The organism is Saccharopolyspora elongata, assembly GCF_004348985.1.
In the GTDB taxonomy this organism is placed as follows: Bacteria; Actinomycetota; Actinomycetes; order Mycobacteriales; family Pseudonocardiaceae; genus Saccharopolyspora; species Saccharopolyspora elongata.
Genome location: NZ_SMKW01000047.1, coordinates 46886 through 69813 on the forward strand (window position 1 = coordinate 46886; position 22928 = coordinate 69813).

Sequence of the window (22928 nt, forward strand, 5' to 3'; positions counted from 1 at the left end):
TGGTGTATCTGAACACCAGGTTCGGATCATCCTTGAAGAGACCGCCCGACGAGCCGGGGCAGCCGGTCGCCGCGCACGCCCAAGGTACCCAGGGCATCCTCGAAGCGGTCCGCGGCGGTGCAGCCAGCGTTGAGCACGGTTACGAGATCGACGACGAGACCATCGTTCTGATGAAGGAACACGGCACCTTCCTCGTCCCGACGCTGAGCTCGGCCCTGCGCGTCCCCTCTCCGGAGAAGGTCCCACCGTACCTGTATCAGAAGAAGACCCTCTGGTCGCAGATCGCGAGGGATCATCTCGAGGTGGCGTTGTCCGCGGGAGTAAAGGTCGCGCTAGGCACGGACGCGGGCGTCTGCCCTCATGGCCAGAATCTCACTGAGCTCGGTCATCTGGTCGACCTGGGGCTCCGCCCCTGGCAGGCACTGCAGGCCGGCACAGCCAATGCTGCTGAACTCATGCGGCTCAGCGCCGACCTCGGCACCCTCGAGCAGGGCAAGCTCGCCGATCTGGTCGTCACGACGAAGCACCCCTTCCGCAACATTCACGACCTCGCCGTTCCGGACTCAATTCGCGCCGTTGTCCAAGGCGGCCACGTGAAGAAGGACCTCGACGAGCAGTTCGCGCCTCTGGCCGCATAGCCGCAATGGCTCCCCGTGCTGTCCAGCACTATCCCCACCGCCGAGCGCAGCAGCATCGGCACGCCGAGGATCCCGGTCAGTGATCTGAGAGATCTGCCCTTCTATGCCGAAGCGCCATAGACGTCATCGGGATGCGCGGCGACCCCGAGCACTTGTCGGCCACGATCGCCGAGCTACCTGTGATCGAGGTCGTACGGCCCCAAAAGGTGGCGTCCACCGAAGAACTGACCAGGGTAGTCCACGCCGACACCAACGATGCCGGGCTTGCCGAGATCGCCGAACGGCGGTCCCACTGAGTCAGCCCGACAAAATGGTCGCACACCGGGGCCGCGTCCACCGGTGGACTCGAACTCGGAGTCATCGGGCTGTTCCGGCTCGGGCGTCACCACCGGAGGACACCTCCCTGTTCCGATCACCGCATGCCGAGCCTGCAATTCGCGGCGCTCCAGCAGGACCTGCTCGACGTCATCGCTTCACTCCCGGCGCCGAGTACTTGTCGGCGACCTGGCGTGCGTGATCGAGACGCCGCTCGTGAAGGTCTTGCTATGCCGCCTTGGCTGCTCGCACTCGTTCCCGGCTCGTCGTGCTGCCCGTACCCGGCATCCGCGCCTCCGCATCGTGATCTGCGGCCACCGTATCGAAGAGACAGGCCGTGGAAACAGCTGATCGGAACTTCTGGCGAGCCGGCGAGACGTCGATAGTCAGGGAAGGTAGGGCTTCTCGTTGTTGCTGGGATGGGTGCGTTCGAGCTCCTCTTCAAGGAACTGGTGATGGCGTTGTGCGGCTTCGGATGACGGTTGACCGAGTTCCTCGGCGATGCGCTGCCAGGAATACCCCTGTGCGAGGGCACGCTCGACGTAGGCGACCTCGGACTGGTTGACTACGCGGCGGTGTCGGACCAGTTCCCGACGCCAGGCAGCGAGAACCGGGTCAGGAATCTGGGGCGGCTCCGCTTGGGTGCACGCCAGGGTTAACCCCGACAATTGTTCGACTGACAGGAACATGCTGCTCTTTTCGCCGAGTTCATCTCTGAACCACTGGTCGATTATCGGGTTCCTCGTCACCACAGTCATAGACGGTATTGTCCTCGTCATCGTCAATTCGGTCAAAGATCGTCAGGTTCACCTTGACGGTTCTTCCACTGGCGACGACCCGCCAAGGCAGTCTTTGTGACATTGCAGCGATCTCTGCGATGTTGCAGTCTTCTTTGCACCTGGGGCGTGCAATGAGCTGCAAACAACTTTGCAATAGGCTTGGCCAACCCATGCACGTTCTCGGCGGACCTTGCCGAGTCTCGCGGTCTCGCACGACCTGGTGTGTGTAGTACTGGCAGGGCCAGCTATGCCCTTGGTGATCGGCTGGGTGACAAGCAGACTCAGGGCATGGGCAATAACGACTTGGGCGACTTCCTGCGGGCCCGCCGTGCTGGACTCACACCGGATGAGATCGGTCTGCCGGTCGAGTTCGGCGCCGGTCGCCGGGTCGCCGGTCTGCGGCGCGGTGAGGTCGCGCAGCTGGCCGGGGTGAGTACCGAGTACTACACCCGTCTGGAACAAGGCCGCGCCCGGCAGCCGTCCGAACAGGTACTGCATGCCCTCTGCGACGCGCTGCGGTTCGATGACATCGAGCGGCGGCATCTGTTCGCCCTCGCGGGCACCACAGCCGGGCGCAAGGACCGGGCCGAGCACTCGTCACAGCTACGACCGGCGCTGCGACAGGTGCTGGAGTCGATGGATCTGGCTTCTGCTTTTGTCAGCGACCGGAACCTCACTGTCGTCGGCGGGAACACGTTGTGGGCGTTGCTGTTTCCCGATGTGGCCGAGCTGCCGCGCCGGGAACGCAGCGAACTTTGGGGCCGTTCCGTCGCAAAGCCTCTGATCTGCCACTCCGTCTGCTGCCTCAGTACACTGACTTCGCATGACCGACACCGAGATCGAGATCACCGCCGACCTGGTCCGCGACCTGCTGCAGGAGCAACATCCAGACCTTGCAGGGCTGACCATCCGCGAGGTGGCGGGCGGCTGGGGCAACCAGATGTGGCGCCTTGGTGACGAGTTGGCCGTGCGCATGCAGCGCATGGACCCAACCCCGGAGCTCCAGCTCAAGGAGCGGCGGTGGCTACCCGTGTTGGCCCCGCGCCTGCCGCTCCCGGTGCCGACCCCGGTGCGGTTCGGCGAACCGTCCGAGCGCTTCCCCAAGCACTGGACCGTGATGACGTGGGTTCCCGGCGAGCCGCTGGACCACGGCACGATCAGCCGCGACGCCCATGCGGCCGACACGCTGGCGGGCTTCCTCCAGGCGCTCCATGTGGAGGCACCCGCCGAGGCACCGATCGCTACAGACCGCGGAGCCCATCCCAGGAACTGCACAGACGGCTTCGAGAATTTCTTCCAGGCCGTTGCTCCCGACGACATCGCTGCCGACGTCCGGACCGTCTGGGACGACGCCGTTGCGGCCCACGCGTGGGAGGGCCCGCCGGTGTGGGTGCACGGCGACCTCCATCCCGCGAACGTCGTCGTCTCGGACGGAACGCTCTCGGGCATCGTCGACTTCGGTGACATGTTCGCCGGCGATCCGGCGTGGGATCTCGCTGCCGCATGGGTGGTGCTACCCGCGGGCACGGCCTCACGGTTCTTCGACGTGTACGCGCAAGCAGATGAGGCGGCGATCCGGCGCGCCCGCGGGCTGGCCGCTATGAAGAGCCTCTTCCTGATGCTCATGGGGCAGAACGGAGATCGGGGCCTCCCCGGCGGTAAGCCGAACTGGGGACCTGCTGGCCGGGCGGCACTTGATCGTGTTCTGAAGGGCGTTTGATGCAATCCTCCAGTCGGCCGCGTTGGGCCGAGTCCGGCCGCAGGAGCGAACACCTGACACATGCATGCTCATGAACACAAGGAGTTGAGAAGGTTCGGCCGCAGGTGCCAATGGACACCTTGCGCTTCTCGAAGTTTCTCCGCACTTGTCGAACTTGATCTTGGACCGGGTGTCAAAGTCTGCGCACGCGGCTTGGGCCGAAGTGGAAGCTGTCCCGCTGGGCCTCTTCTCGTAGGTGAACTCGACGCGCCCGCTGTCTATCAGCGGGCGCGCAGCGACGGCGCTTCAGAACATCCGCTATTGCCGACGAGCGCGCGTTGGCAGGGATGGGAGTTCTCGACAACGCCTGTCCCTGCCGTATCCCGGCCAGCTGGCCAGTACGCACTACTTCGGTGCCTGGAAGCCGCCGGTCTTCTGCTCGAGCAGTTCGGCCAGCCGCAGCGGGGTGCGGTCCTCGAACATCGGACCGATGAGCTGCACTCCGACCGGCAGGCCCTCGGGGGACCGGCCCGCGGGTATGGCGGTGGCGGGCAGGCCGGGCATGGTGGCCAGGCCGGCCCAGACGAGCTGGTCGAAGTACGGGTACTCGACGCCGTCGATGTCGATGCGCCGTTCCAACGGATTGGGGTTGTGGTCGTGCGGGAACGCGGGCGTCGGCGTGATCGGGCACACCACGGCGTCGAACTCGGCGAACAGCTGCCGCCAGCCGTGGCGGTGGACCTCGCGGCGGTTGTTCGCCTCAATCCAGTCGCGGTGGCTGAACACCATGGCGCGCAGCCGAACGGCGTCAAGACTCTGGTCGTCCGCGCTCAGTCCGGCGGCGCGGGTCCGCAGCTGCTCGTGCGATTCGATGGGAAAACGCGCAACGGAGCCCGAAATCAGCAACTGCATGTAGAGCGTCGCGGCTTCGGCCAGGTCGGGCAGCAGCGGACTGTGCCGTTCGACTCGGGCTCCGCCGTCGACGAGCGCGGCGGCCACCCGGTTCACGCCCGCCCGCACGGCGGACCCGGTCGGAATGAGCGGATGCTCGTCGAGGACCAAGACCCGGAAATCGCAGAGCCGCTCGTGGCGGGCGGGCGGCAGTGCCAAACGGTGCGCCACGCCGAGCGTCAGCGGGTCCGGTCCGGCCATGACGTCGAGCAGGAGCGTGAGGTCGCGGGCGGTGCGCGCCATCGGACCGACGACGGCGAGGTCGAGGTCGGCCGGCAATGCCGGCTCGGACGGCGGGACCATACCGCGGTTAGCCGCCAGTCCGAGCGTCGGCTTGTGCGCGTAGACGCCGCAGAAATGCGCGGGGGTGCGCAGCGAGCCGGCGAGGTCGGAGCCGATGGACAGCGCGCCGAATCCGGACGCCAGGGCCGCCGCTGATCCGCCGGAGGATCCGCCCGGCGTGCGACCGTGATCCCACGGGTTGTTGGTGGTGCCGTAGATCTCGTTGAAGCTCTGGATATCTTGCAGCCCCAACGGCACGTTGGTCTTGCCGAGCACCACCGCGCCCGCGGCCTTGAGTCGCGACACCTGTACCGCGTCCTCGGCCGGCATGTAGTTCCGGTGCGGCGGCATGCCCCAGGTCGTGGGCAGCCCGGCGATGTTGTAGGACTCCTTGACCGTCACCGGAATGCCGAGCAGCGGCCGGTCCTCACCACGCGCGCGTGCCTGGTCGGCACGGTGTGCGGCGGCCCGCGCGCGGTCGAAGTCCGGCACGCAGATCGCGTTGATCACCTTGTCGTCGCGCTCGATACGGGCGATCGCCTCGTCGGTCAGTTCCACCGATGTCACCGCACCGGCGCACAACGCGGCAACGAGCTCTTCGGCCGTCTGAAAGCTCCACTCCATGAATCCGAAGCTATCGACCTGCCACAGAGGACACGAAATCCCGGTTCGCGCAACAGGGAGGCCGAACGGGCCACCTTCACCGACGAAGTCGCGCACTCGTTCTACCACCGAAGGTGGCCCACCGCAGGTCACAGCGCCGACAGTGGGCCAACTCCACCCGCACAGGCCATGAAATGCCGCATCGCGCAACGGGATGGAGGTCTCAAATCTTGTCCGCTGACCGTTGATGTTCCCGATCGCCCATTGGGCCTTGCCCAACACAGGGACCGCAAACTGGTCTCGCGGAAATGGGACTACACGGCACGGAGCAGGCCCGGACGGCCACCGATCACCACGGCGATCAAGAAACTCGTGATCCGCATAGCAACCGACAATCCTCAATGGGGGCACCGCCGAATCCAGGGTGAGCTCGTCCGGCTCGGGCATCGCATCGCCGCCTCCACCGTATGGCAAATCCTCAACGCTGCCGGCGTCAGTCCCGCACCACGACGGTCCGGTCCGACGTGGAAGCAGTTCCTCACGGCGCAGGCCAAGGGCATCCTCGCAGTGGACTTTATGTATGTGGACACCGTGTTCCTGAAGAGGCTCTACGTACTGAACGTCATCGAGCACCGCTCCCGCCGGGTGCACGTCGCCGGAGTAATCGCGAACCCGACCGGCGCATGGACCGTACAAGCCGCCCGCAACCTATCGACCCAAATCCAATATCCGAGCCCCACAAGCACAAGCGATGCAAGATCACGCCTGAGCCCGCGTTGATCAACCATGTCGGGAACATAGCAGAAAGCGCCTCTGAGCTGCGAAAACTATGCTCTTGGTTCAGTCGGCACAGCGTGAACGGCTCGCGCTGCTACGTGTCGTCGGCAACGCGATCACCGTCCATTGTGCATGGGTGGTCAGCAACCAGAACGGGTCGTTGGCGGGCCTGGCGGCGTGTTGAGGATGCGCTCGCTGGTTGTGGAGTCAGGCAGTCGGCTGGCTTGTTCAGCTCACCGCGACGGCGACCACGAGTCCCAGGGCGAAGTGCCCGGCCCCGACGATCAGGCTGACCGGGGAGAACCGATCGGCCTGCAGCACAAGCCCGATGTCGATGCCAATGATCCGCTCGAGCAGCCGGACCGCCAGGACCTGCACTGCGATTCCCACCAGGCCGAAGATCACCGACGTGAGCAGTCCTTCGAGCAGACGGTCGGAAGTGGAGTAGATCGCCACCACGACGATCAGCGCCATGCTCACCAGACCCAGCGCGGTCACCACGACCGCGTTCGGCGCTCCTTCCCGCACCAAGTGGCCCAACCGACCCGGTGTGGTCACGTCTATGGCGTAGAAGCCGATGATCATCAGGGCCAGGCCGACGAGCGCGTAGAGCAGGATCGCACCGACACCGCGACCGATGGCTTCGAGGAAGCCGGGCGCGAGCGCCAACTCGTCCTGCTCGGCGAGCGCCGTGATCATGTGCTGCCCCATTCCGCGGAGAACCTCCTACGTCCGGCGGATACTGGTGGGACCGGCCGAAGCGTCGCCGTGCTCACCGCTGCCCGCAGACCGCCTCCAGGGTGAGCCACGACGCCCTTCCGCGCCGCACGAACGCGCGTGGCCTGCGCCGGAGCGCCGACTGATTAAAGTTCGGGCTGGTCACCCTCCCCTGCACACTGCACCGGGCGACCCGCGATCGCTCCGCCAGCTTCCACCCGGTCCACACCTGCGGCGGACGCATCCGCTACCGGAAGTCCAGCGAGCGCGAAAACCCGCGAGGTACCGCTGGCGCCAGCGCCTACGACTACTCAGGGCTGGACGGGCGGGTGGTACGCGAGGGTGGGTGAGAGCAGGGTGAGCAGGCCGAGCACGACGGGGAGCAGGACCACCAGGTAGAGGAAGGTGTAGCCGACGATGTCGCGGGCCTTGAGTGAGAGCACGCCGAGCAGCGGCAGCATCCAGAACGGGTTGATCAGGTTGGGCAGTGCTTCTGCGGCGTTGTAGATCTGCACGGTCCAGCCGAGGTTCACACCCACGTCGGAGGCCGACTGCATGACGTAGGGAGCTTCGATGATCCACTTGCCACCCCCGGATGGGATGAGGAAGCCGAGGATCACCGAGTAGCCGCCGATCAGGAGCGGGAACAAGCCGGGTGAGCCGACGCTGGTGAAGGCCGACGCGAGGTAGTGGGACAGCGTGTGACCGCTGCCGTCGTCGGCCTTGGTCATGATTGCGGCGATTCCGGCGTAGAAGGGGAACTGGATGAGGACGCCGCCAGTGGCGGGTACTGCTTTGGTGACCGCGGCGAGGAACCGGCGGGGCCGCCAGTGCAGCAGCAGGCCGAGGGCGAGGAACAGCAGGTTGTAGGTGTTGAGGCCGGAGATCGCGACGATCGGGTCCTGGCCGGCGAATTGCTGCACCGCCCACCCGCCGACGAGCGCGACGACGACCACGGTGAGGATCGGGCTGTACTCGAGCCATTCGCCGGGCCGCGACCGTGGCGGGTCGTCCTCGATCGGGTCATGCGGGTCGATGCTGAGATCAGTGGCGGTGCGCGCAAGCTCGCCCCGCGGTGCGGAGAAGAACGCGATGATCACACAGACGACCACGATCGCTGCGGCGACCAGCAGTGACTGCCAGGTGAAGATGGTCTCCCGGAAGGGAATCACGCCTGTGATCGGCAGTAGTGACTTGGGGATGCTCGCCGGGTTGGCCTGGAGCTGGGCTGCCGAGGAGCTCAGACCGAGTGCCCAACTGCCCCCGAGACCGAGGTAGGCCGCCGCGGAGGCGGCTCGGTAGTCCATGCGCAGCGAGTCACGTTCGGCCAGCCGCCGCACCAGCAGGGCACTGAAGATCAGGCTGAAGCCCCAGTTGAGCAGGGCCGTGAGCAAGCTGACGGTGGCCACCATGGCCACGGCGCCGCGGGGTGTCTTCGGCAGCTGGGCGAATTTGGTGATGACGCGGCTGATCGGGCGCGAGGTAGCCACTACGTACCCGCCGATGGCGACCATGGCCATTTGCATCGTGAATGGGATCAGGTCCCAGAACCCGTTGCCGAAAACAGACGAGACCGTGGCGGGCGACGCGCCAATGCACAGTGCCGCGATGGCCACGACCGCGACCGTGAGCAGTGCGAATACCAGGGTGTTGGGGAACCATCGTTCAGACCAGGCGGCGCTGTGGGTGGCGATCCTGGCCAGCAATCCGGATTTGCTGCTGCGTGAGGTGGGAGCGGTATCACTCATCACGACTCCTGGTGGATTCTCTGCACGGGCTGGCCCGCAGCGCGGTAGACGAGTGCTGCGGCGGTGAGGTCAGCCAAGGCTGTGCCTACGGTTTTGAACACGGTGACTTGCTCGTTGTCAGCGCGGGCGGGCAGCTCGCCGCGACAGAGCTCGGGCAGGGTGCCGGCCACCGAGGCAGGATCGAGGACACCTGCGGCGATGGGCTGGGTGAGGTCGCCGGACTCCTCGAGTGCGACTAGGGAATCGAGGTAGACGGTTCCGCGGCGGACGCACTCGTCGTCGGCTTCGCGCATGGTGGGGCGGAAGCTCCCGATGAGGTCCAGATGGGTGCCGGGGCGGAGCCAATCGCCGTGGATGACCGGGCTCGTGGCGAGGGTGGCACACGTGATGATGTCGGCATGAGCGACGGCGGTGGGCACGTCGGTGACCGGGCGCGCGTCGATCCCGTCGTTGGCCAGCTGGTTGATTAACCGCTCCACTGCCGCGGGATTCTGGTCGTACACCAGGACCGTTTGAATGTCGAGCACGGCCGAGTAGGCCGCGGCGGCGAGGCTACCGACGTGGCCTGCGCCGACGATCAGCTGGACGCTGCTGTCCTTGCGGGCGAGGTAGGACGCGGCCAGCGCCGAAGTGGCCACGGTACGTCGGCGCGTGAGCTCGTTGCCGTCGATCACCGCGAGGTGCTTGCCGGTGGCGGCGCTGGCCAGGACGAACGCCGAGGACAGGGCCGGCAGGCCGAAGGTGCTGTTGGCGGGAAAGACGTTCACGAGTTTGACGCCGAGGTACTCTCCGTCACTCCACGACGGCATCAGCAGCAGGGTGGAGTCGGTTGTGGCATCAATGGTGTGATGGTGGCGGTCCGGGGTGTGCGCGCCTCGCACGAATCCGTTCCGCAGCGCGGGAATGAGTGTGTCGAAGGCGAGGGCTCGGGCGGTGTACTCGGCGTTCACGGTCAGCATGGGTTCTCTCTTTTGGGTCAGGCGTCGAGGACGAGGTCGGTGGTCGGTACTGACTGGCACGTCAGGCAGTGGTCGTCGGGCAGGTCGTCAGCCGGGGCGATGAGGTGGGCGACACTGCCGCTCAGTACGGGAACGGCGCAGCTTTCGCACTGCCCCAGCCGGCATCCGCTGGGCAGGGAGATTCCTTCCCGTTCGGCCAGTTCCAGCAGGGTTCCGTCGGCCTTGCGCCAGCGCAGTTCCTGGTTCGAGCGCGCGAAACGGACAGTCGCGGTGGCATCGTCGGGAACGACGACATCGCGTACCGCCGAGTGAAACTTCTCGGCGAAGATGTCGAACCGGGGGACGCCGTGGGCGACCAGTCCGGTGGTGATTTCGTCGAGCATCACCTCGGGTCCGCACAGGTAAAAGCGGGCGCGGCGGTAGATAAGGTCGGGATCGATCGCTGCGGCGGTGATCCGGCCGCGCACCGCGTAGTCTCTGCCGACGAGGTCGCCGGGAGCGGGCCTGCTGTAGTGGTCGACTACGCGCAGAGTGGGTATTGACTGAGCCAGGACGTGGATGCGGTGCGCGAACACATGGCTTGTCTTGTCGCGGCTGCCGTGGTGCAGCACGACCTCCGGTATGTCTGCGTCCGAGGTAGCCAGCGTCTCCAGGTAACCGAGGAACGGCGTGACCCCGATTCCTGCGGCCAGCAGCACGATCGGCTGGGAGTGTGTAAGCGGGAGGGCGAACAGACCGCCGGGCGATGTGACCAGTACCCGAGTACCGGACCGGAACCGGTCGTGGATCACTGTGGACAGTTGGCCGTCGGTGACTCGGCGCACCGCGATGGAGTAGCCGGTGCGCTGTTGTTCGCGGGCCGGGCCGGTGAGGGAGTAGCTGCGGGCAGTCGCGGGGTCGTCGGCGGCGGCGACCGTGACGTGCTGGCCAGGCCTGTAGTCCGGCAGCGGGAAGCCCTTCGCCGGGCGAAGGCGCAGCGAGACGACTTCTGGGGTCACCGGCAACGCGGCGTCGACGACGAACTCACGCTGACCGTGCCAGTCAGTCGCGGGTACCCGCCGCACCTCGCATGGGGTCGAACGCATCGGCACCGAACCGCTGACCGGGTCATGGCTGTCATCGTCGATGAGCAGGTTGTAGTTCGTTCCGCCGGAGTGCAGCGGATCCGACCCGGGCAGGCCGAGATCGGGTGTCTCCTGCCACCATCCGTACTCGGCGACCACCACATCGGAGTGCAGTGAGTCGTCGATGCGGGCGCGCATCCGTACGGTGTCGTTGCGGGTCCTGATCTCGATCCAATCGCCGTTCTCGATGCCACGCGCGGCGGCAAGTCCGGCGCTGATGTCGGCTGTCGGCTCCGGAAAGCGCTTGCGTAGCGAGGCCAGCCCTCGATGCTGGCTGTGGCAGAAGTAGCCGTTCTTGGCGCAAGTGAGGACAAGCGGGAAACGTGGGTCTGGGGCGACCGGACGATGCACGGGGACCGGTGAGTAGCCGTGTTCGGCCAGCCGCTCGGAATAGAACTCGACTCGCCGGGTCGGGGTCGCGAAACCGGTCACTCCACCACCGGCGTCGCGGTCGGCATGCTTGCGATACCGGGTGCGCAGTGGGATGCGAATCCCGCCGGGATGCAGGCGCAAGTCCGCGACACGAACTCCGAGCGGCGCCAGCTGGTGATCCCATGCGGCTTCGATGTCGCCGCCAAAGAACTGTCTCCCCATGCCCAGCCGTCGCGCGAGGTCGAACACGACCTCGGTATCCGAACGTGACTCACCGATGGGCTCGACCATCCGGGGCCGGAGCTGCACTTGTTCCTGCGCCCGTGGGGTGATCTCAAAGCCCACCTTGATCGCCTCATGTTCCCAGGGGCTGTTGACGGGCAACAGGATGTCGGCGAAGCGGGCGGCGGTGGGGTTTTCGAATAGGTCCAGGTGGACGCAGAACTCGAGGGCCCTTAGCGCGGCCGCGGTGCGCACGGGATCGGGTTGGGAGAGCAGGAGGTTCCCACCGAAGGAGAACAGCGCTCGGATCGGGTAAGGGCGACCGGTGAGCATGGCTTGACACAGATCGCGCATGTTCACCCAGCCCTGATTAGGCGGCCCGAGCGGGAACCGTTGCGAGCCAAGGGCTTTAGCGCGCTGATCGGCCGACAGTTGGTCGGGCGTGGTCACCTGGTTGACCGGATGGCGCGGCAGGACAACGTTGCCGCCGGGGACGTCATAACTGCCGGTCAGGGCGTACAAAGTAGCGATAGCGCGTTCGGTCTGGGTGGCGTTGGCGTGCTGCCCGACGCCGGACCACGCCGCGTATGCCACAGAGGAGGCGTGGGCCAGGTCGTCGGCGAAGGCGGCGATCTGGCCTGACTCGACGCCGGTGATGGCCGCAGTGCGGTCCAGCGGCCAGGCTTCGCACGCGTCGGTATAGCGCTCAAACGCCGGCACGCAGTCGACCTGGCCGGTGTAGGTCAGAACACGCTGCTTTCCGCGCAGCGCGAACCGCTCCGGCGACACGGCGGCTCTCACCGGGTCATAAGGCTCGGCGCGTCCGGACTGCTCGTTCCACACCACGTAGCCGGTCAGCTCCGGATCTAGTTCTTCCGCGCGTAGGAACCGGCCGTTGTCGAGCCGCACGAGCAGCGGAGCATTGCTCCATGTACGGACGAACGCCTCGTCGTAACCTCCAGTCGTAAGCAGTCGCCCGGCTACGCCAAGCGCCAGCGCCGCGTCGGTACCCGGCCGCACGCGCAGCCAGTGATCGGCATGCATCGCACTGGTGGACCGGCGCGGGTCGACCACGGCCAGGCGGGCACCCCGGCTGCGTGCCTCAGCCAGTGCTGCGGACTGTGCCAGCCAGGACTTGGCCGGGTTGTGCCCCCAGAGCACAGCCAGGTCGGTGCCCGCGTAGTCGGCCGCGGGCAGCCCGCTGCCGAAGGTGAATGCGTGCGCGAAGTCCTTGTGCCAGTTGCAGATCTCGGTCGAGTAGCACGTGTTGGGGCTGCCGAACAGCCGAATGAACCGCTCGACCCAGTCGATCGAGTCCGACATCGGGGTGCCGCTTGGGGAGGTGACGGAGAAGGCCACGGCCTCAGGCCCGCTCTCATCTCGGATTTGCCCCAAGCGGTCGGCGACCTCACCGAGCGCCTCATCCCAGCTGATCTCGCGCCAACGCGGGTCGGGATCGGATTTCGGGGTGGTCCGGCGCAGGGGACGGGTGAGCCGCCCAGGGCTGTGCACGATCTCGCCGGCAGCACGACCCTTCGGGCACATCGCTGCGCCGGTCGGGTGTTCGGCGTCGGGTCGGACCGCGAGCAGTGAGCCGCCTTCCACCGTGTAGACCGCGCCGCATCGCGAGCGGCACAACGTGCAGTAACCCCGTACTTCACCCATCAGCTACTCCTGTGACCGGTAACCGGTTACCCATCACCGGTTAACGAGTAAGATGCATCCCGTTGAGAGAGAAGTCAAGGGCTCGTAGCCGGTAAAGAGGTGTTGAGGTGGCGGGACTGCAGTACACGAACCTGCGTGACCAAGCGCTGGAGGTGATCCGGCAGGCGCTCGTGTCGGGTGAGATACGTCCGGGAGACATTTACTCCGCGGCCGCGCTGGCGAACCAGCTCGGGGTGTCCAGCAGCCCGGTGCGAGAGGCCATGTTGACCCTGGTGAACCAGGGGCTAATGGAGCCTGTGCGCAATCGCGGTTACCGGGTTGTGGCGATGAGTGAGCATGATCTCGACGAGGTCTACGAAATGCGCCTGCTGGTCGAGGTGCCAGGCACGTTGCGGGCTGCCGAGAACGCCACGCAAGAGGATCTCAGCCGGCTGGCTGCCGTCGCCGCCGAGATCGAGGAGGCAGCGAAGGATGGTGACATCGCGCGCTTCCTCGATGCCGACCGCCGCTTCCACCTCGACCTGCTCGCACTCTGCGGGAACCAGCGTCTAGTCAACACCGTAGCGGCCTTGCGTGACCAGACGCGCCTGTACGGATTGGAAAGCCTCGCGGATGCCGGACGATTGGTCGATTCGGCCGGTGAGCACCGCGACTTCCTGGCCGCAATAGCCGAACGCGACACTCAACGACTCGAGACCATCGTGCAACGCCACCTGCGTCATGTCCGGGCCGACTGGGCGGGTGTCGACGCGGACAACTGACTCATACCGGTTCCAGGCCGTCGCCGACGGTGCCGCTCGGCCTGAGGCTGGCCGCATGCCCATGCGATCTCATCCATCCTGCAGGGCACTCGGTGGCTGGCGTCGGCTCACCGATGCCAGCCGCCAACAGTTTCTCGAACACCCGGGAAACGGGTGCGTCACCACTGTAGTGCGCGACAGGTTCTCGGTCTGGCAGCCGCGGCGGGTTGGCGCTGCGGTCCGGTTCGCGCGATCCGTTGAGGATCTTGGCCGTCTTCAGGATCTTGGCGTGGCAGCAACTCCCGGAAGTGAGGCCTGCGCAAGAACCCCCACCCGTTGACGGTAGGAGGCTCGGCGCATGGTGCAGGATTCCACCGAGTACCGGTGATCGAAGATGAGGTGACGACGCGCCTTGGGGTCGTCGAGCGGCGCGCTTGACCCCGAAGAACGAACTTAGATCACGAAAGAAGGGTCTTCACGGCTGCGACCCGCGAAGATCCCTTTGGCCGTCGGGCTGACATGATTTGAACCTGCGGCCCCGTGACTCCGGAACTGTCCATACGAGACAGTGATCAGCGTAAACCGAGAAACCCCGGGACAGCGGTGGAAGTATCCAGATCTCGCAACTTTCCACGACTGCCACGTGATCATTGGTAGCAGAGTCGTTTCAGACATGAATTTCACTCTCGCCACCGTCCGATAACAGACACAGGCTCCCTCGGAGAAGTCGGTTCATCCATCGCCCGGTGACTACCCGTTGTGCAGTAATCGAAACGAGCTCATCGATCGGATGCCGACAAGTCGTCATCGACTGGGTGGTCGGGCTCGGCCTGATCGCTGCTTCTGCGAGCGGCGGTACCTTTCCGGTGTATGACGAGGTTTTCGGCCGGGAGCAGGCCGCATGCTCGCCAGGTTCATCCAGGTGGGCGGGGACTGCCCAAGGTCGTCTGGCTACGTGCTTCTCCGAGTCTTAAAGTCGGGTCCCTGTGTCTGCTTCGACTGTCGCTCAAGGTGGCGATCGCGCCGAAGTCGCCATGTGCGGACGGCATCACCGAAGACTCGAAAGCATTGATCGGCACCGACTTGAGGCACGAGCACACGGACAGCCGTAGATCACCTGAGGAGTAGGAATGTTCTTCCACGTCCAGCGAATGATCAACGAGATCGTGCCCGACGAACCGGACCCGGCCGCAGCCAACGCCCTCCAGGAAGGATTGGGAGGCCAGTTCGGTGAAATGCGAACGATGATGCAGTACCTGTTCCAGAGCTTCAACTTCCGTGGCGCGGACGCCAAGCCTTACCGGGACCTCTTGTACGGCATCGGTACCGAAGAGATCAGCCACGTGGAACTGATCGCGACCACGATCGCTCGGCTGACCGACGGTTCACCGCGCTACAACGGCGCGAAAACGGATCCGCTGGATCAACCAGCTGCTGGTGGTAGTACGCCGCTGTCCAACGCGTTGTCCGAGGGGAACATCCACCACTTCCTCGTCGGTGCCCAGGGCGCGCTGCCGGTCGACGCGGTCGGAAACCCCTGGTCCGGGTCCTACATCTACAACAGCGGTAACCTGGTGCTCGATCTGCTGTACAACCTGATGCTCGAGTCCACTGGGCGGCTGCAGAAGTGCCGCATCTACGAGATGAGCTCCAACAAAACCCTGCGTTCGACGGTCGCGTACCTGATCGTGCGCGACCAGGCGCACGAGAACGCCTACGCCAAGGCGCTGGAAAGCCTCGGGGTCAACTGGGGCAAGACGCTGCCGATCCCGAAGACCAGCGCCGAACGCTACCCAGAAGTCGCAACGCTGCTGGAACGCGGCCTGCACAACAAGCAATACACCTTCAACCTCGACAACCTCTCCGAGGCGGCGAAGGTGTTTCAAGGCAGCTCCCCTTCCGCACGGGACGGCGAAGTGCTGCGAATGGCACAAGCCCCCGAAGGCGTCGCCATGGACATAGCCCCGGAACGACCGGAGGAGTTCAGCCCCGGACTCGATCCGGAACTCGTCGAACTCATCCAGGCCACCGCCGAGATGGAAGTCTCCGCCGCCGACGAGCCAGTCCGCTACGGACCGGCGTGAGGGAGTGATCCGAAGACGCGCGGGCATCGCCTGTGGGCGACCGATCTGCTCCCGAAGGCGTGGGTCTCCCCCGCCCCATCCAGACGGCCACCTGGTCAGCCAGCGACCCCGAACTCCAGCAGGGTGCGGGACTCCGCCACCGGCACGGTGTGCCGCCGCAGCCTAGTCGCTCATTTGAGTGTTCATCGACCACACCATCCTGCGAATTCGGGGTTGGTGCTTAAACTCCTCGCCCATGACTGCGCCGACCTCTCGGGAGGAAGCCCTGCGCGGGGCCGTGGACACAGCCTTGATCGACCTGCTGACGCTGCCGGTGGCGGGCGGTGAGCACGTGCGGGGAGAGCGTGCCCGTCAGGAGTTGGCCCGCGCGACTCATCTGCTCGATCAAGAGCCACACCTGGATGTACCTAACGCCGCTGTGATCGCGGTACGAACTGCCGCCGACCACCTCTCCCAGGACAACAAGAACGAGGCCCGCACCGAACTGATCATCGCCCGAGGGCAGCTAGCCCGACCAGGCTCCCGCCTCGGCGCTGCACGCGAAATGCCGCCCGCGGAGCAGCAGTCGTACGCCGAAGTCGAAAACTCAGGTCAGGGCAGTGATCCGTAATGCGAACCCGCTGCGGTCGCCTACCGGTGCCGAAGGTCGGCAGGCGAATCCCGGTGGCGTCACGGTGAGGAGATAGCGGCCGAAGTGCGGGGCACGGTGGTCTCCCGTACGTGTTCGATGAGGCGGTGACTCGCCCTGCATTGCAACCCAGTGTCCCGGACGCGTCCGTGTCCCACCGATCCCACCGCATGACTTGCTGGGGAACCCGCCGGACCACACAGATCCTCAGGTCGCATCGCGCGCCTTGTCCTCCCTTGACCAGACGCTGGTGCCCGGCCTCGCGGACGCCCTTCCGGCCGAAGTAGCCGGGCCGATACGCAAGGCCGCGGAGTTGATGGCCCTCAACCGACTTCACGACGCGCGCTCCCTGCTTCTGCAGGCCCGTGGCCTCCTGATGCCCAGCCCAGGCCTGTGCCCCAGCACTCCGGGCGCTGACAGCGCAATCACGGGAGAGCGTCGGAATCAGGGTGTTCCGGCTGATTCGTGTTCGGCGGCGCGGGTGTGGTGGGGGCGGCGAGATCGCGTTCGAGTTCGGCGATGCGGCAGGCGGCGGACAGGACGGTGAGGCCGGAGTCGAGGAGTTCGCGGACGCGGGCGGCGAGGGTGAGCTCGGTGCGGCTGTAGCGGCGGTGCCCGCCGGCGGAGCGGTCGGGGGCGAGCAGGCCGGCGGCGTCGAGGCTGCGGAGGAACTCCGGGGTGACGCCGAGCATCGCGGCGGCGCGGCCCATGGTGTAGGCGGGGTAGTCGGCGTCGTCGAAGGCGCTGGCCGCGCGATCGGCCGGGGATTGATCGGTCATAACCACCTCAGGAGCTCGGAGTGCGCCCGGGTCCGGCCCGCCCCGCGGGCCGGACCCGGGCGCATACGGGTCATCGAGGGGTGCCTTCGATGACCTTGCGGCCGCCGCCGTGACCGACTTCGATGCGCCGGGGCTTGGCCTGCTCGGCCACCGGCAGGGTCACGGTGAGTACCCCGTCGGTGTAGTCGGCGCTGATGCGGTCCACGTCCAGGCCGCTGCCCAGCGAGAGCTGGCGGGAGAAGGTGCCGCGGGGGCGTTCGGCGGTCAGGTAGCTGACCTCGGCATCGCCCCCACCGGCCGGCCGCTCGCGGCGCTGGGCGCGCACGGTCAGGGTGTTGTGCTCCGCGTTGACCTCCAGCGACTCGGGGTCGATACCGGGCAGGTCGAACTCGACCACGTAGTCATCCCCTGCCCGGTAGGCGTCCATCGCCATGGTCTGCGGTGCCCGGGCGCTGCCGAACACCTCGGCGGTCAGCCGGTTGAGATCACGGAAGAACGGGTCGAACGCCATTGTCATCACCCACCACGTCCTTTCACACGCTCATCGACTCACACGTGATCGGCGGCGAAGCGCCGGGAGCGAGCGAGGCCCGTAGCCCGGCGCTCCGCGAGGGAGAAGCGACCGACAGCCTCACCTCCCCTGTTTTTGCTGGTGAACCCCTTGCCAACAGCCCTGCAGCACTTATTCTGAAACTGTCACATCAGATTTGCAAGGCTGCTGGTTCACAGTATGTGACGCCGTCTCATGAGATCTCAGGACGGTGGAAGGTGGTGCAGAGGCGATGGCAGCGCGGCATGTGGTGTACCGGTGCGAACTGGACCACCAGGTTCGGTGGCGTGGCTATGCGACCAGCGACGGCGAGATTCCCGTCCACGTCCGCGCACCTTCACTGGGCCAGGCCCAGCAGCTGATGGCGGCCATCGCCGTCGGCGACGGGCAGCGGTCCCGGCGGGTCGAGCACACCGAGCACGCCGCTGGCGACGGCCTGTGGGTGCGCGAAGCCCTCGACGAGCGGGTCCTGGAACGCGAACATGCCACCCAGGTCTTGATGGAAGTCCTCAGCGACCAGCGTCTGCGGGCCCGGCTGGCGACGCTGCCTCCCTGCCTGGTGGGCGGTGTCCCCGTGGTCGTCTGCGTCCCCGGCGACACCCTGGAATGGGTCCTGGGCCAGCACGACCGGAACGGGGCCCTGGTCGTGGCCGCGGCGTTGACCAACCACCACGTGTGGTGGAACGCGCTGGTGCCCGCCGACCGGGCCGCCGAGACCGACCTGTGCGTGGCCGGCAGCCTGGCCGACCTCGGCCTGACCGAACCCGAGGCCACCGTCGATGACTGGATGGCCACCACCGACTGCGCGGGCCTGGTCCTGCTGGCCGCCCGGCACACGACGGCGGGACAACCACCGAGCCCACGCCTGCCCTTTGCCACGGAGCAGCGACTCGGACGCCAACAGGACCTTTCCCACTCGCCGTCCGGTCTCTTCCGAAGCAGAGAAGACGCCCCTCATGCTCGAGCGTGAACATCCCCCCACCTGTGCAGCGGCGGCGTAAGCAGGTGTCGGAAACCACCGCTCACCTCAGGCCCTACCTGGTTGCTGCGTGGGCAGTGCGGTTGCACCGCACTGCCCGCACCCGCACCCGCACCCGAACCCAGTACGTTCGCCATCGCGGTGGCCGCCTGCCCGCCCGTGGCCCTGCTTCTGTCCGACGCTCCACAGGGCGCCGCGGGGCCACGACCTCGTGGTGCAAGGCGGGGATCTCGGTGTTGATCGAGGCAGACGATCGACCGGGCGCGACGGACCAGTGCAGCAAACGCACGAGCTTCGATCAGGCCCGGAGTTCGGCCGCACGCAGGCCCCTTGGGGCACAACGCATATTTGACAGCCCCTCGCCCGGCGGCCCCGAGGCGCTTGCTGCGATCGACCGCCCGATCGTTCGGCCACGGCGAATGCCTCGACGTGAAGCATTCCGTTCACTACCAGGACACCACTGGAAGTTGAGATGAGCACGTCTATCCATCTCCGGAAGAGGCAACGCCTTGAGAAACATCCTTCGCCGGTTCAGCGCCATCGCCGCCGGCACCACCCTGCTCGCCGGCGCAGCCTCCGCCGCACCGGCGACCGCCGCAGCCCCTGTTGACGTGCAGCTGCTCAGCATCACGGACTTCCACGGGTACCTACAGCCACCCACCCCCGGACAGGGCGGCCAGATACCGGGGCCCAACGGCACCCCGGTCACCGTTGGCGGGGCAGCGTATCTGGCCTCGCACCTCAAGGCGTTGCGATCCGGGCACCGCAATTCGGTCTTCTTCTCCGCCGGCGACAACTTCTCCGGTTGGCCCTTCGAAGTGGACGCCTTCCAGGACGAGCCGACCATCGAGGTCCTCAACGAGATGGGCCTGCGCTTCTCGGCCATGGGCAACCACGAGCTGGACGTCTCGCCGGACTTCCTCGTCGACCACATGGAGAAGGGCCGTTGCTTCGGCACGGTCAACGAGGACAGCTGCTTCACCGACTCGACGGGCGGCAGGTTCCAGGGCGCGGACTTCGACTTCCAGTCCGGAAACATCGTCTCCAAGCTGACCGGCCGCCCGGTCGTGGACCCGTACCGTATCGAGTGGTTCGACGCTCCCGGCGGCAAGCGCGTCCCGGTCGGCTTCATCACCACCACGGTGCCCGACACCCCCACCGGCTCCACCTCCTACCAGCCGGGACTGCGGGCTCTCGACCAGCTGGAGACGGCCAATCGGTACGCCGAGGAACTCAAGCGGCGCGGGGTCGAGGCGATCGTCCTCAACGTCCACGACGGTGGCTCCCCGAAGACCGCCGCGACCTCGAGCTACAACGAGTGCGACTCCGCCTGGGGGCCGGTGATCGACCTGGCGAAGCAGGTCACCCCCGAGATCGACGCCGTGGTCAGCGGCCACTGGCACTCGCGCTTCAACTGCATGCTGCCCGACCCGGAAGGCAACCCGCGCCCGGTCGTCGAGGCGGGCAACCACGGTGCGCTCATCAACGAGATCAGGCTGTCGCTCGACCCGAGCACTGGTGAGGTCATCCGGGACCGGACCAGCTCGGTCAACCACGCGGTAACTCGGGATGTCGCGCCGGATCCGGCGGTCAAGAAGATCGTCGATTACTGGGCCGGCCGCGGCGCCGAGCGCTTCGCCGAGCCGGTGGCCACCCAGACCGGCTCCTTCACCCGCACGCCGAACGCCGCCGGCGAGAGCACCGCCGCCGACCTGTTCGCCGACGTCCACTACTGGGACGCCAATCGCACCCGGGACGGCAAAGCCGACCTGGCGCTGATCTCCGCCAAGCCCGCCAAGGGCAGCACCGCCGTCCGCGGCGACCTGCCGTTCGCGAAGGGCAGCCACACCGACGACGCTGACGGCCGGATCCTGTTCGGCGAGTCCTGGAACGCCTACGGCTACGGCAACCCGGTGCTCACCGTCGGGATCACCGGACGTCAACTCGACGCCATTCTCGAGCAGCAGTGGCAGAAGCAGGCGGACGGCAGCGTGAAGTCGGCGCCGCTCGCGGTCTCGCGCAATGTCTCGTACAGCTACGATCCGGCACGGGCGGTCGGCGACCGGGTCGAGCCGAGCGAGGTGCTGATCGACGGGAAGCCACTGGATCCGGAGCGCACCTACCGGGTGGCCGCGCTGGCGTACACGGTGATCGGAGCGGACGGATACAGCGCCTTCGAGGGTTACACCGACCCGGTACGCAACGGTCCTGACCACGAGGTATTCCTGGACTACCTCAGGGAGCACAAGGTGATCTCCCCGGCACCGCTCGACCGGGTGCGCATCAAGGACTGACCCCAATGCGGCTGCGCCCTCGCCTGGCCGGCGTGGGCGCAGCCGCATACCGGCGCCATCGCTATGTCGTCACTACGCCGGGTTCCCCCAGCTGCAGAACTGCCGCCTCGGTGGATCGCTCCGGTTCAAATTGATGCGAAGCAGCGCGCCTCTCCAGGTCGATCGAGCGCCGTAGCGCTCCCACGGTGTGCGCCCGGCGGCGGGAGACCTGGACACCGGTGCTTCGCCTCGCTGCTCCGTGGAAAATCTGGTCTTCTTGGTGCACGCAAGCCCCCTTGCGTAATGGGGCGGGTGACCCCCCGACGGCCACCCGCGCCCTTCCCCGAATCCCGGCAAGACCCCCGACGTCTCACCAGGCTCACACGCCCCTGTTACAGCAGGTCAGCGGGCATGCACGGAGAGTTTCACGGGCGATTGAAGGTGGCGTCAAGGGAGTGGGACGTTAAATCCAGGTAACCAGACCACCCGCATCGTGCAGCAGGTCACCCATGGCGAGAGGCGCGGCTCGATCTTGCGGAGTGCGGCGTAGACCGCGGCGAGCACCAGCGGCACGACGATCGTCGCGCCGGCGTGCCGAGGGGTGCGGTCACCTCTTCGGATGCGCCTGCGGTGACGAGCAGGGCGACGAGCGTGGACCAGACGGCGGGACGACGGTGCGCAGCCAGCCGCGGAGTTGGTTACGCGTGGCCGCGTTTACCAGCACGGCGGTAGACGAACAGACCGGCCAGCGCGGCCACTGCGGCGAACCCAACAATTATCAGTGCACGCAACATAACAACTCCTCAACGCGTCCCGGATCCTAAAATTCTTGTGGGGAATCCAGTGCAACAGCGCTGGCACTGACGTGCCCGACGAGTCACCACCGCGAGTGATGCGTCGAACAGCTGACCACCACCACGTTGCGCAACGTCGTCGGCGGGGATGAGCCTAGAAGAAACCCTGACCTCCCGCGACGCCATCAACACCCAGCTGCGCGGCGTGCTCGACCAGGAGTCCGGGGCGCTGGGGCATCCGCGTCGCCTGGGTGGAACTCAAGGCCATCGACCCACCACCGTCCATCAAGGACTCCATGGAGAAGAAGATGCGCGCCGACCGGGAGAAGCGCGTCGTGATCCTCAACGCCGAAGGCGCCCGGGAATCGGCGAAAAACCGCCGAAGGCCAAAAGCAAGCCGCGATCCTGGCCGCCGAAGGCCAGGAACAGGCAGCCATTCTCGGCGTGGAGGCGACCGACAGTGGTACCTGCAGGCACAGGGTCAGGCCAAGGCCGTCGAGAAGGTCTTCGCAGCGGTCAAGCACGGCAAGCCGACCCCGGAACTGCTGGCCTACCAGTAACTGCAGACGCCGCCGTAGACGGCCCAGGGCGAGGCCAACAAGGTATGGGTGGTGCCCAGCGACTTCGGCAAGTCGCTGGAAGGCTTCGCCCGGATGCTCGGCGCGCCCGGCGAGGACGGCGTCTTCCGCTACGAACCACCGAAAGAAGAGGTCCCGACGACTGCCCTGAAGAAGAAGAGGAGGAGTCGGTCAAGGCCTGGTTCGACACCTCCACCACCCCAGAGGTCGCCGAAGCCGTTCGCGCAGCCGAAGCAGTCGCCCGCAAAGAAGTGCCCAGCCCGAACCTCGGCGGCAGCGCTGTTCCTACCCAGCGCCCGGGCTCGACGCAAGGTACGCCACAAGTACCAGTGGGGCCGCAGCAGCCGGGTTCAACTTCACGTCAGAGACAGGGAACGTCGTAAGGGCGGTACCCCGGTGCAAGGCGAAACGGCTGGCCATACGGCGATCTTCGCCTTCAGCGAGCATGCTGGGGCCATCGGCAGCGTGTCGCGGGCGCGGCAGATCTTCGGCCGGGTGCCGCCCGCACACCTGGCCGCTGGGGGACGCGCGGCGCGGAGCGACCGGCTGCTGGATTGAGCGCCAGACCAGTCGGCGACTGCCAGAAGCGAGGAGGACGGTCCGTGCAGTTCGACGTCACCGGAAAGATCTTGCTCGACCAGATCTACACACAGCCCGATCCACGCGCCTACT

Annotated in this window: 17 protein-coding genes and 2 pseudogenes; 11 read left to right on the forward strand and 8 right to left on the reverse strand. The window is 66.5% G+C overall.

The window, feature by feature from the left end; translation table 11 throughout:
* Positions 1 to 2: 2 nt before the first annotated feature.
* Both E1288_RS49905 and E1288_RS47225 read left to right on the forward strand, forming a co-directional pair.
* A complete protein-coding gene (locus E1288_RS49905) occupies positions 3 to 638 on the forward strand; it encodes an amidohydrolase family protein (protein ID WP_268951888.1) in 636 nt (211 codons plus the stop codon).
* A 131-nt stretch (positions 639 to 769) separates the two neighbouring features.
* Entirely contained in the window at positions 770 to 934 is a 165-nt protein-coding gene (locus tag E1288_RS47225) for a hypothetical protein (RefSeq protein ID WP_165968308.1), read from the forward strand.
* 405 nt (positions 935 to 1339) lie between these two features.
* On the opposite strand, the gene E1288_RS29520 is transcribed toward E1288_RS47225, so the two are convergent.
* Entirely contained in the window at positions 1340 to 1711 is a 372-nt protein-coding gene (locus E1288_RS29520; RefSeq protein WP_132490751.1) for a hypothetical protein, read from the reverse strand.
* A 309-nt stretch (positions 1712 to 2020) separates the two neighbouring features.
* On the opposite strand from E1288_RS29520, the gene E1288_RS29525 reads away from it, so the two are divergent.
* Positions 2021 to 2689 (forward strand): helix-turn-helix domain-containing protein, encoded by a 669-nt coding sequence (locus E1288_RS29525; protein ID WP_235883874.1) that lies wholly within the window; start codon positions 2021 to 2023, stop codon positions 2687 to 2689.
* Positions 2649 to 3452, forward strand: a complete 804-nt coding sequence (locus E1288_RS29530; RefSeq protein WP_235883877.1) for an aminoglycoside phosphotransferase family protein — start codon at positions 2649 to 2651, stop codon at positions 3450 to 3452. The genes E1288_RS29525 and E1288_RS29530 overlap by 41 nt, the downstream gene beginning before the upstream one ends.
* Before the next feature lie 384 nt (positions 3453 to 3836).
* On the opposite strand, the gene E1288_RS29540 is transcribed toward E1288_RS29530, so the two are convergent.
* The 5 genes from E1288_RS29540 to E1288_RS29560 form a co-directional block, all read right to left on the reverse strand.
* The gene (locus E1288_RS29540) at positions 3837 to 5288 is read right to left on the reverse strand and encodes an amidase (protein ID WP_132490796.1); all 1452 of its coding nucleotides are present in this window, start codon (positions 5286 to 5288) and stop codon (positions 3837 to 3839) included.
* Positions 5289 to 6272: 984 nt separating this feature from the next.
* A complete protein-coding gene (locus tag E1288_RS29545; RefSeq protein WP_235883875.1) occupies positions 6273 to 6755 on the reverse strand; it encodes a DUF350 domain-containing protein in 483 nt (160 codons plus the stop codon).
* A 317-nt stretch (positions 6756 to 7072) separates the two neighbouring features.
* Positions 7073 to 8509: a short-chain fatty acid transporter gene (locus E1288_RS29550; protein ID WP_132490760.1), complete on the reverse strand. Its 1437-nt coding sequence runs from the start codon at positions 8507 to 8509 to the stop codon at positions 7073 to 7075.
* The gene (gene lhpI / locus E1288_RS29555; protein ID WP_132490763.1) at positions 8509 to 9468 is read right to left on the reverse strand and encodes a bifunctional Delta(1)-pyrroline-2-carboxylate/Delta(1)-piperideine-2-carboxylate reductase; all 960 of its coding nucleotides are present in this window, start codon (positions 9466 to 9468) and stop codon (positions 8509 to 8511) included. The genes E1288_RS29550 and lhpI overlap by 1 nt, the downstream gene beginning before the upstream one ends.
* A 17-nt stretch (positions 9469 to 9485) precedes the next feature.
* The gene (locus E1288_RS29560) at positions 9486 to 12851 is read right to left on the reverse strand and encodes a molybdopterin-dependent oxidoreductase (protein WP_132490766.1); all 3366 of its coding nucleotides are present in this window, start codon (positions 12849 to 12851) and stop codon (positions 9486 to 9488) included.
* Between the two features lie 107 nt (positions 12852 to 12958).
* Here E1288_RS29560 and E1288_RS29565 point away from each other — a divergent pair, with 107 nt between their 5' ends.
* From E1288_RS29565 to E1288_RS29575, 3 genes are all read left to right on the forward strand, one after another.
* Positions 12959 to 13612 (forward strand): GntR family transcriptional regulator, encoded by a 654-nt coding sequence (locus tag E1288_RS29565; protein WP_207954620.1) that lies wholly within the window; start codon positions 12959 to 12961, stop codon positions 13610 to 13612.
* A gap of 1109 nt (positions 13613 to 14721) precedes the next feature.
* A complete protein-coding gene (locus tag E1288_RS29570) occupies positions 14722 to 15675 on the forward strand; it encodes a manganese catalase family protein (RefSeq protein WP_132490769.1) in 954 nt (317 codons plus the stop codon).
* Positions 15676 to 15910: 235 nt separating this feature from the next.
* Positions 15911 to 16285 (forward strand): hypothetical protein, encoded by a 375-nt coding sequence (locus E1288_RS29575; RefSeq protein ID WP_132490772.1) that lies wholly within the window; start codon positions 15911 to 15913, stop codon positions 16283 to 16285.
* A 443-nt stretch (positions 16286 to 16728) separates the two neighbouring features.
* On the opposite strand, the gene E1288_RS29580 is transcribed toward E1288_RS29575, so the two are convergent.
* Together E1288_RS29580 and E1288_RS29585 are read right to left on the reverse strand one after the other, a co-directional pair.
* Positions 16729 to 17082 carry a helix-turn-helix domain-containing protein gene (locus E1288_RS29580; protein WP_235883876.1) on the reverse strand — a complete coding sequence of 118 codons (354 nt, stop codon included), beginning with the start codon at positions 17080 to 17082 and terminating at the stop codon, positions 16729 to 16731.
* A gap of 70 nt (positions 17083 to 17152) precedes the next feature.
* Positions 17153 to 17599, reverse strand: a complete 447-nt coding sequence (locus E1288_RS29585) for an Hsp20/alpha crystallin family protein (protein ID WP_132490775.1) — start codon at positions 17597 to 17599, stop codon at positions 17153 to 17155.
* A 265-nt stretch (positions 17600 to 17864) separates the two neighbouring features.
* Between E1288_RS29585 and E1288_RS29590 the strand changes: the two genes are divergently transcribed.
* The 4 genes and pseudogenes from E1288_RS29590 to E1288_RS29610 form a co-directional block, all read left to right on the forward strand.
* Positions 17865 to 18602: a hypothetical protein gene (locus E1288_RS29590; RefSeq protein WP_132490778.1), complete on the forward strand. Its 738-nt coding sequence runs from the start codon at positions 17865 to 17867 to the stop codon at positions 18600 to 18602.
* A gap of 518 nt (positions 18603 to 19120) precedes the next feature.
* Positions 19121 to 20905, forward strand: coding sequence for a bifunctional metallophosphatase/5'-nucleotidase (locus E1288_RS29595; RefSeq protein WP_207954621.1), 1785 nt, complete (start codon positions 19121 to 19123; stop codon positions 20903 to 20905).
* 875 nt (positions 20906 to 21780) lie between these two features.
* Positions 21781 to 22639, forward strand: a pseudogene (locus E1288_RS29605) (SPFH domain-containing protein); the annotation flags it as partial.
* A 7-nt stretch (positions 22640 to 22646) separates the two neighbouring features.
* Positions 22647 to 22814: pseudogene (locus E1288_RS29610) on the forward strand (HalD/BesD family halogenase); the annotation flags it as partial.
* Positions 22815 to 22928 lie beyond the last annotated feature (114 nt).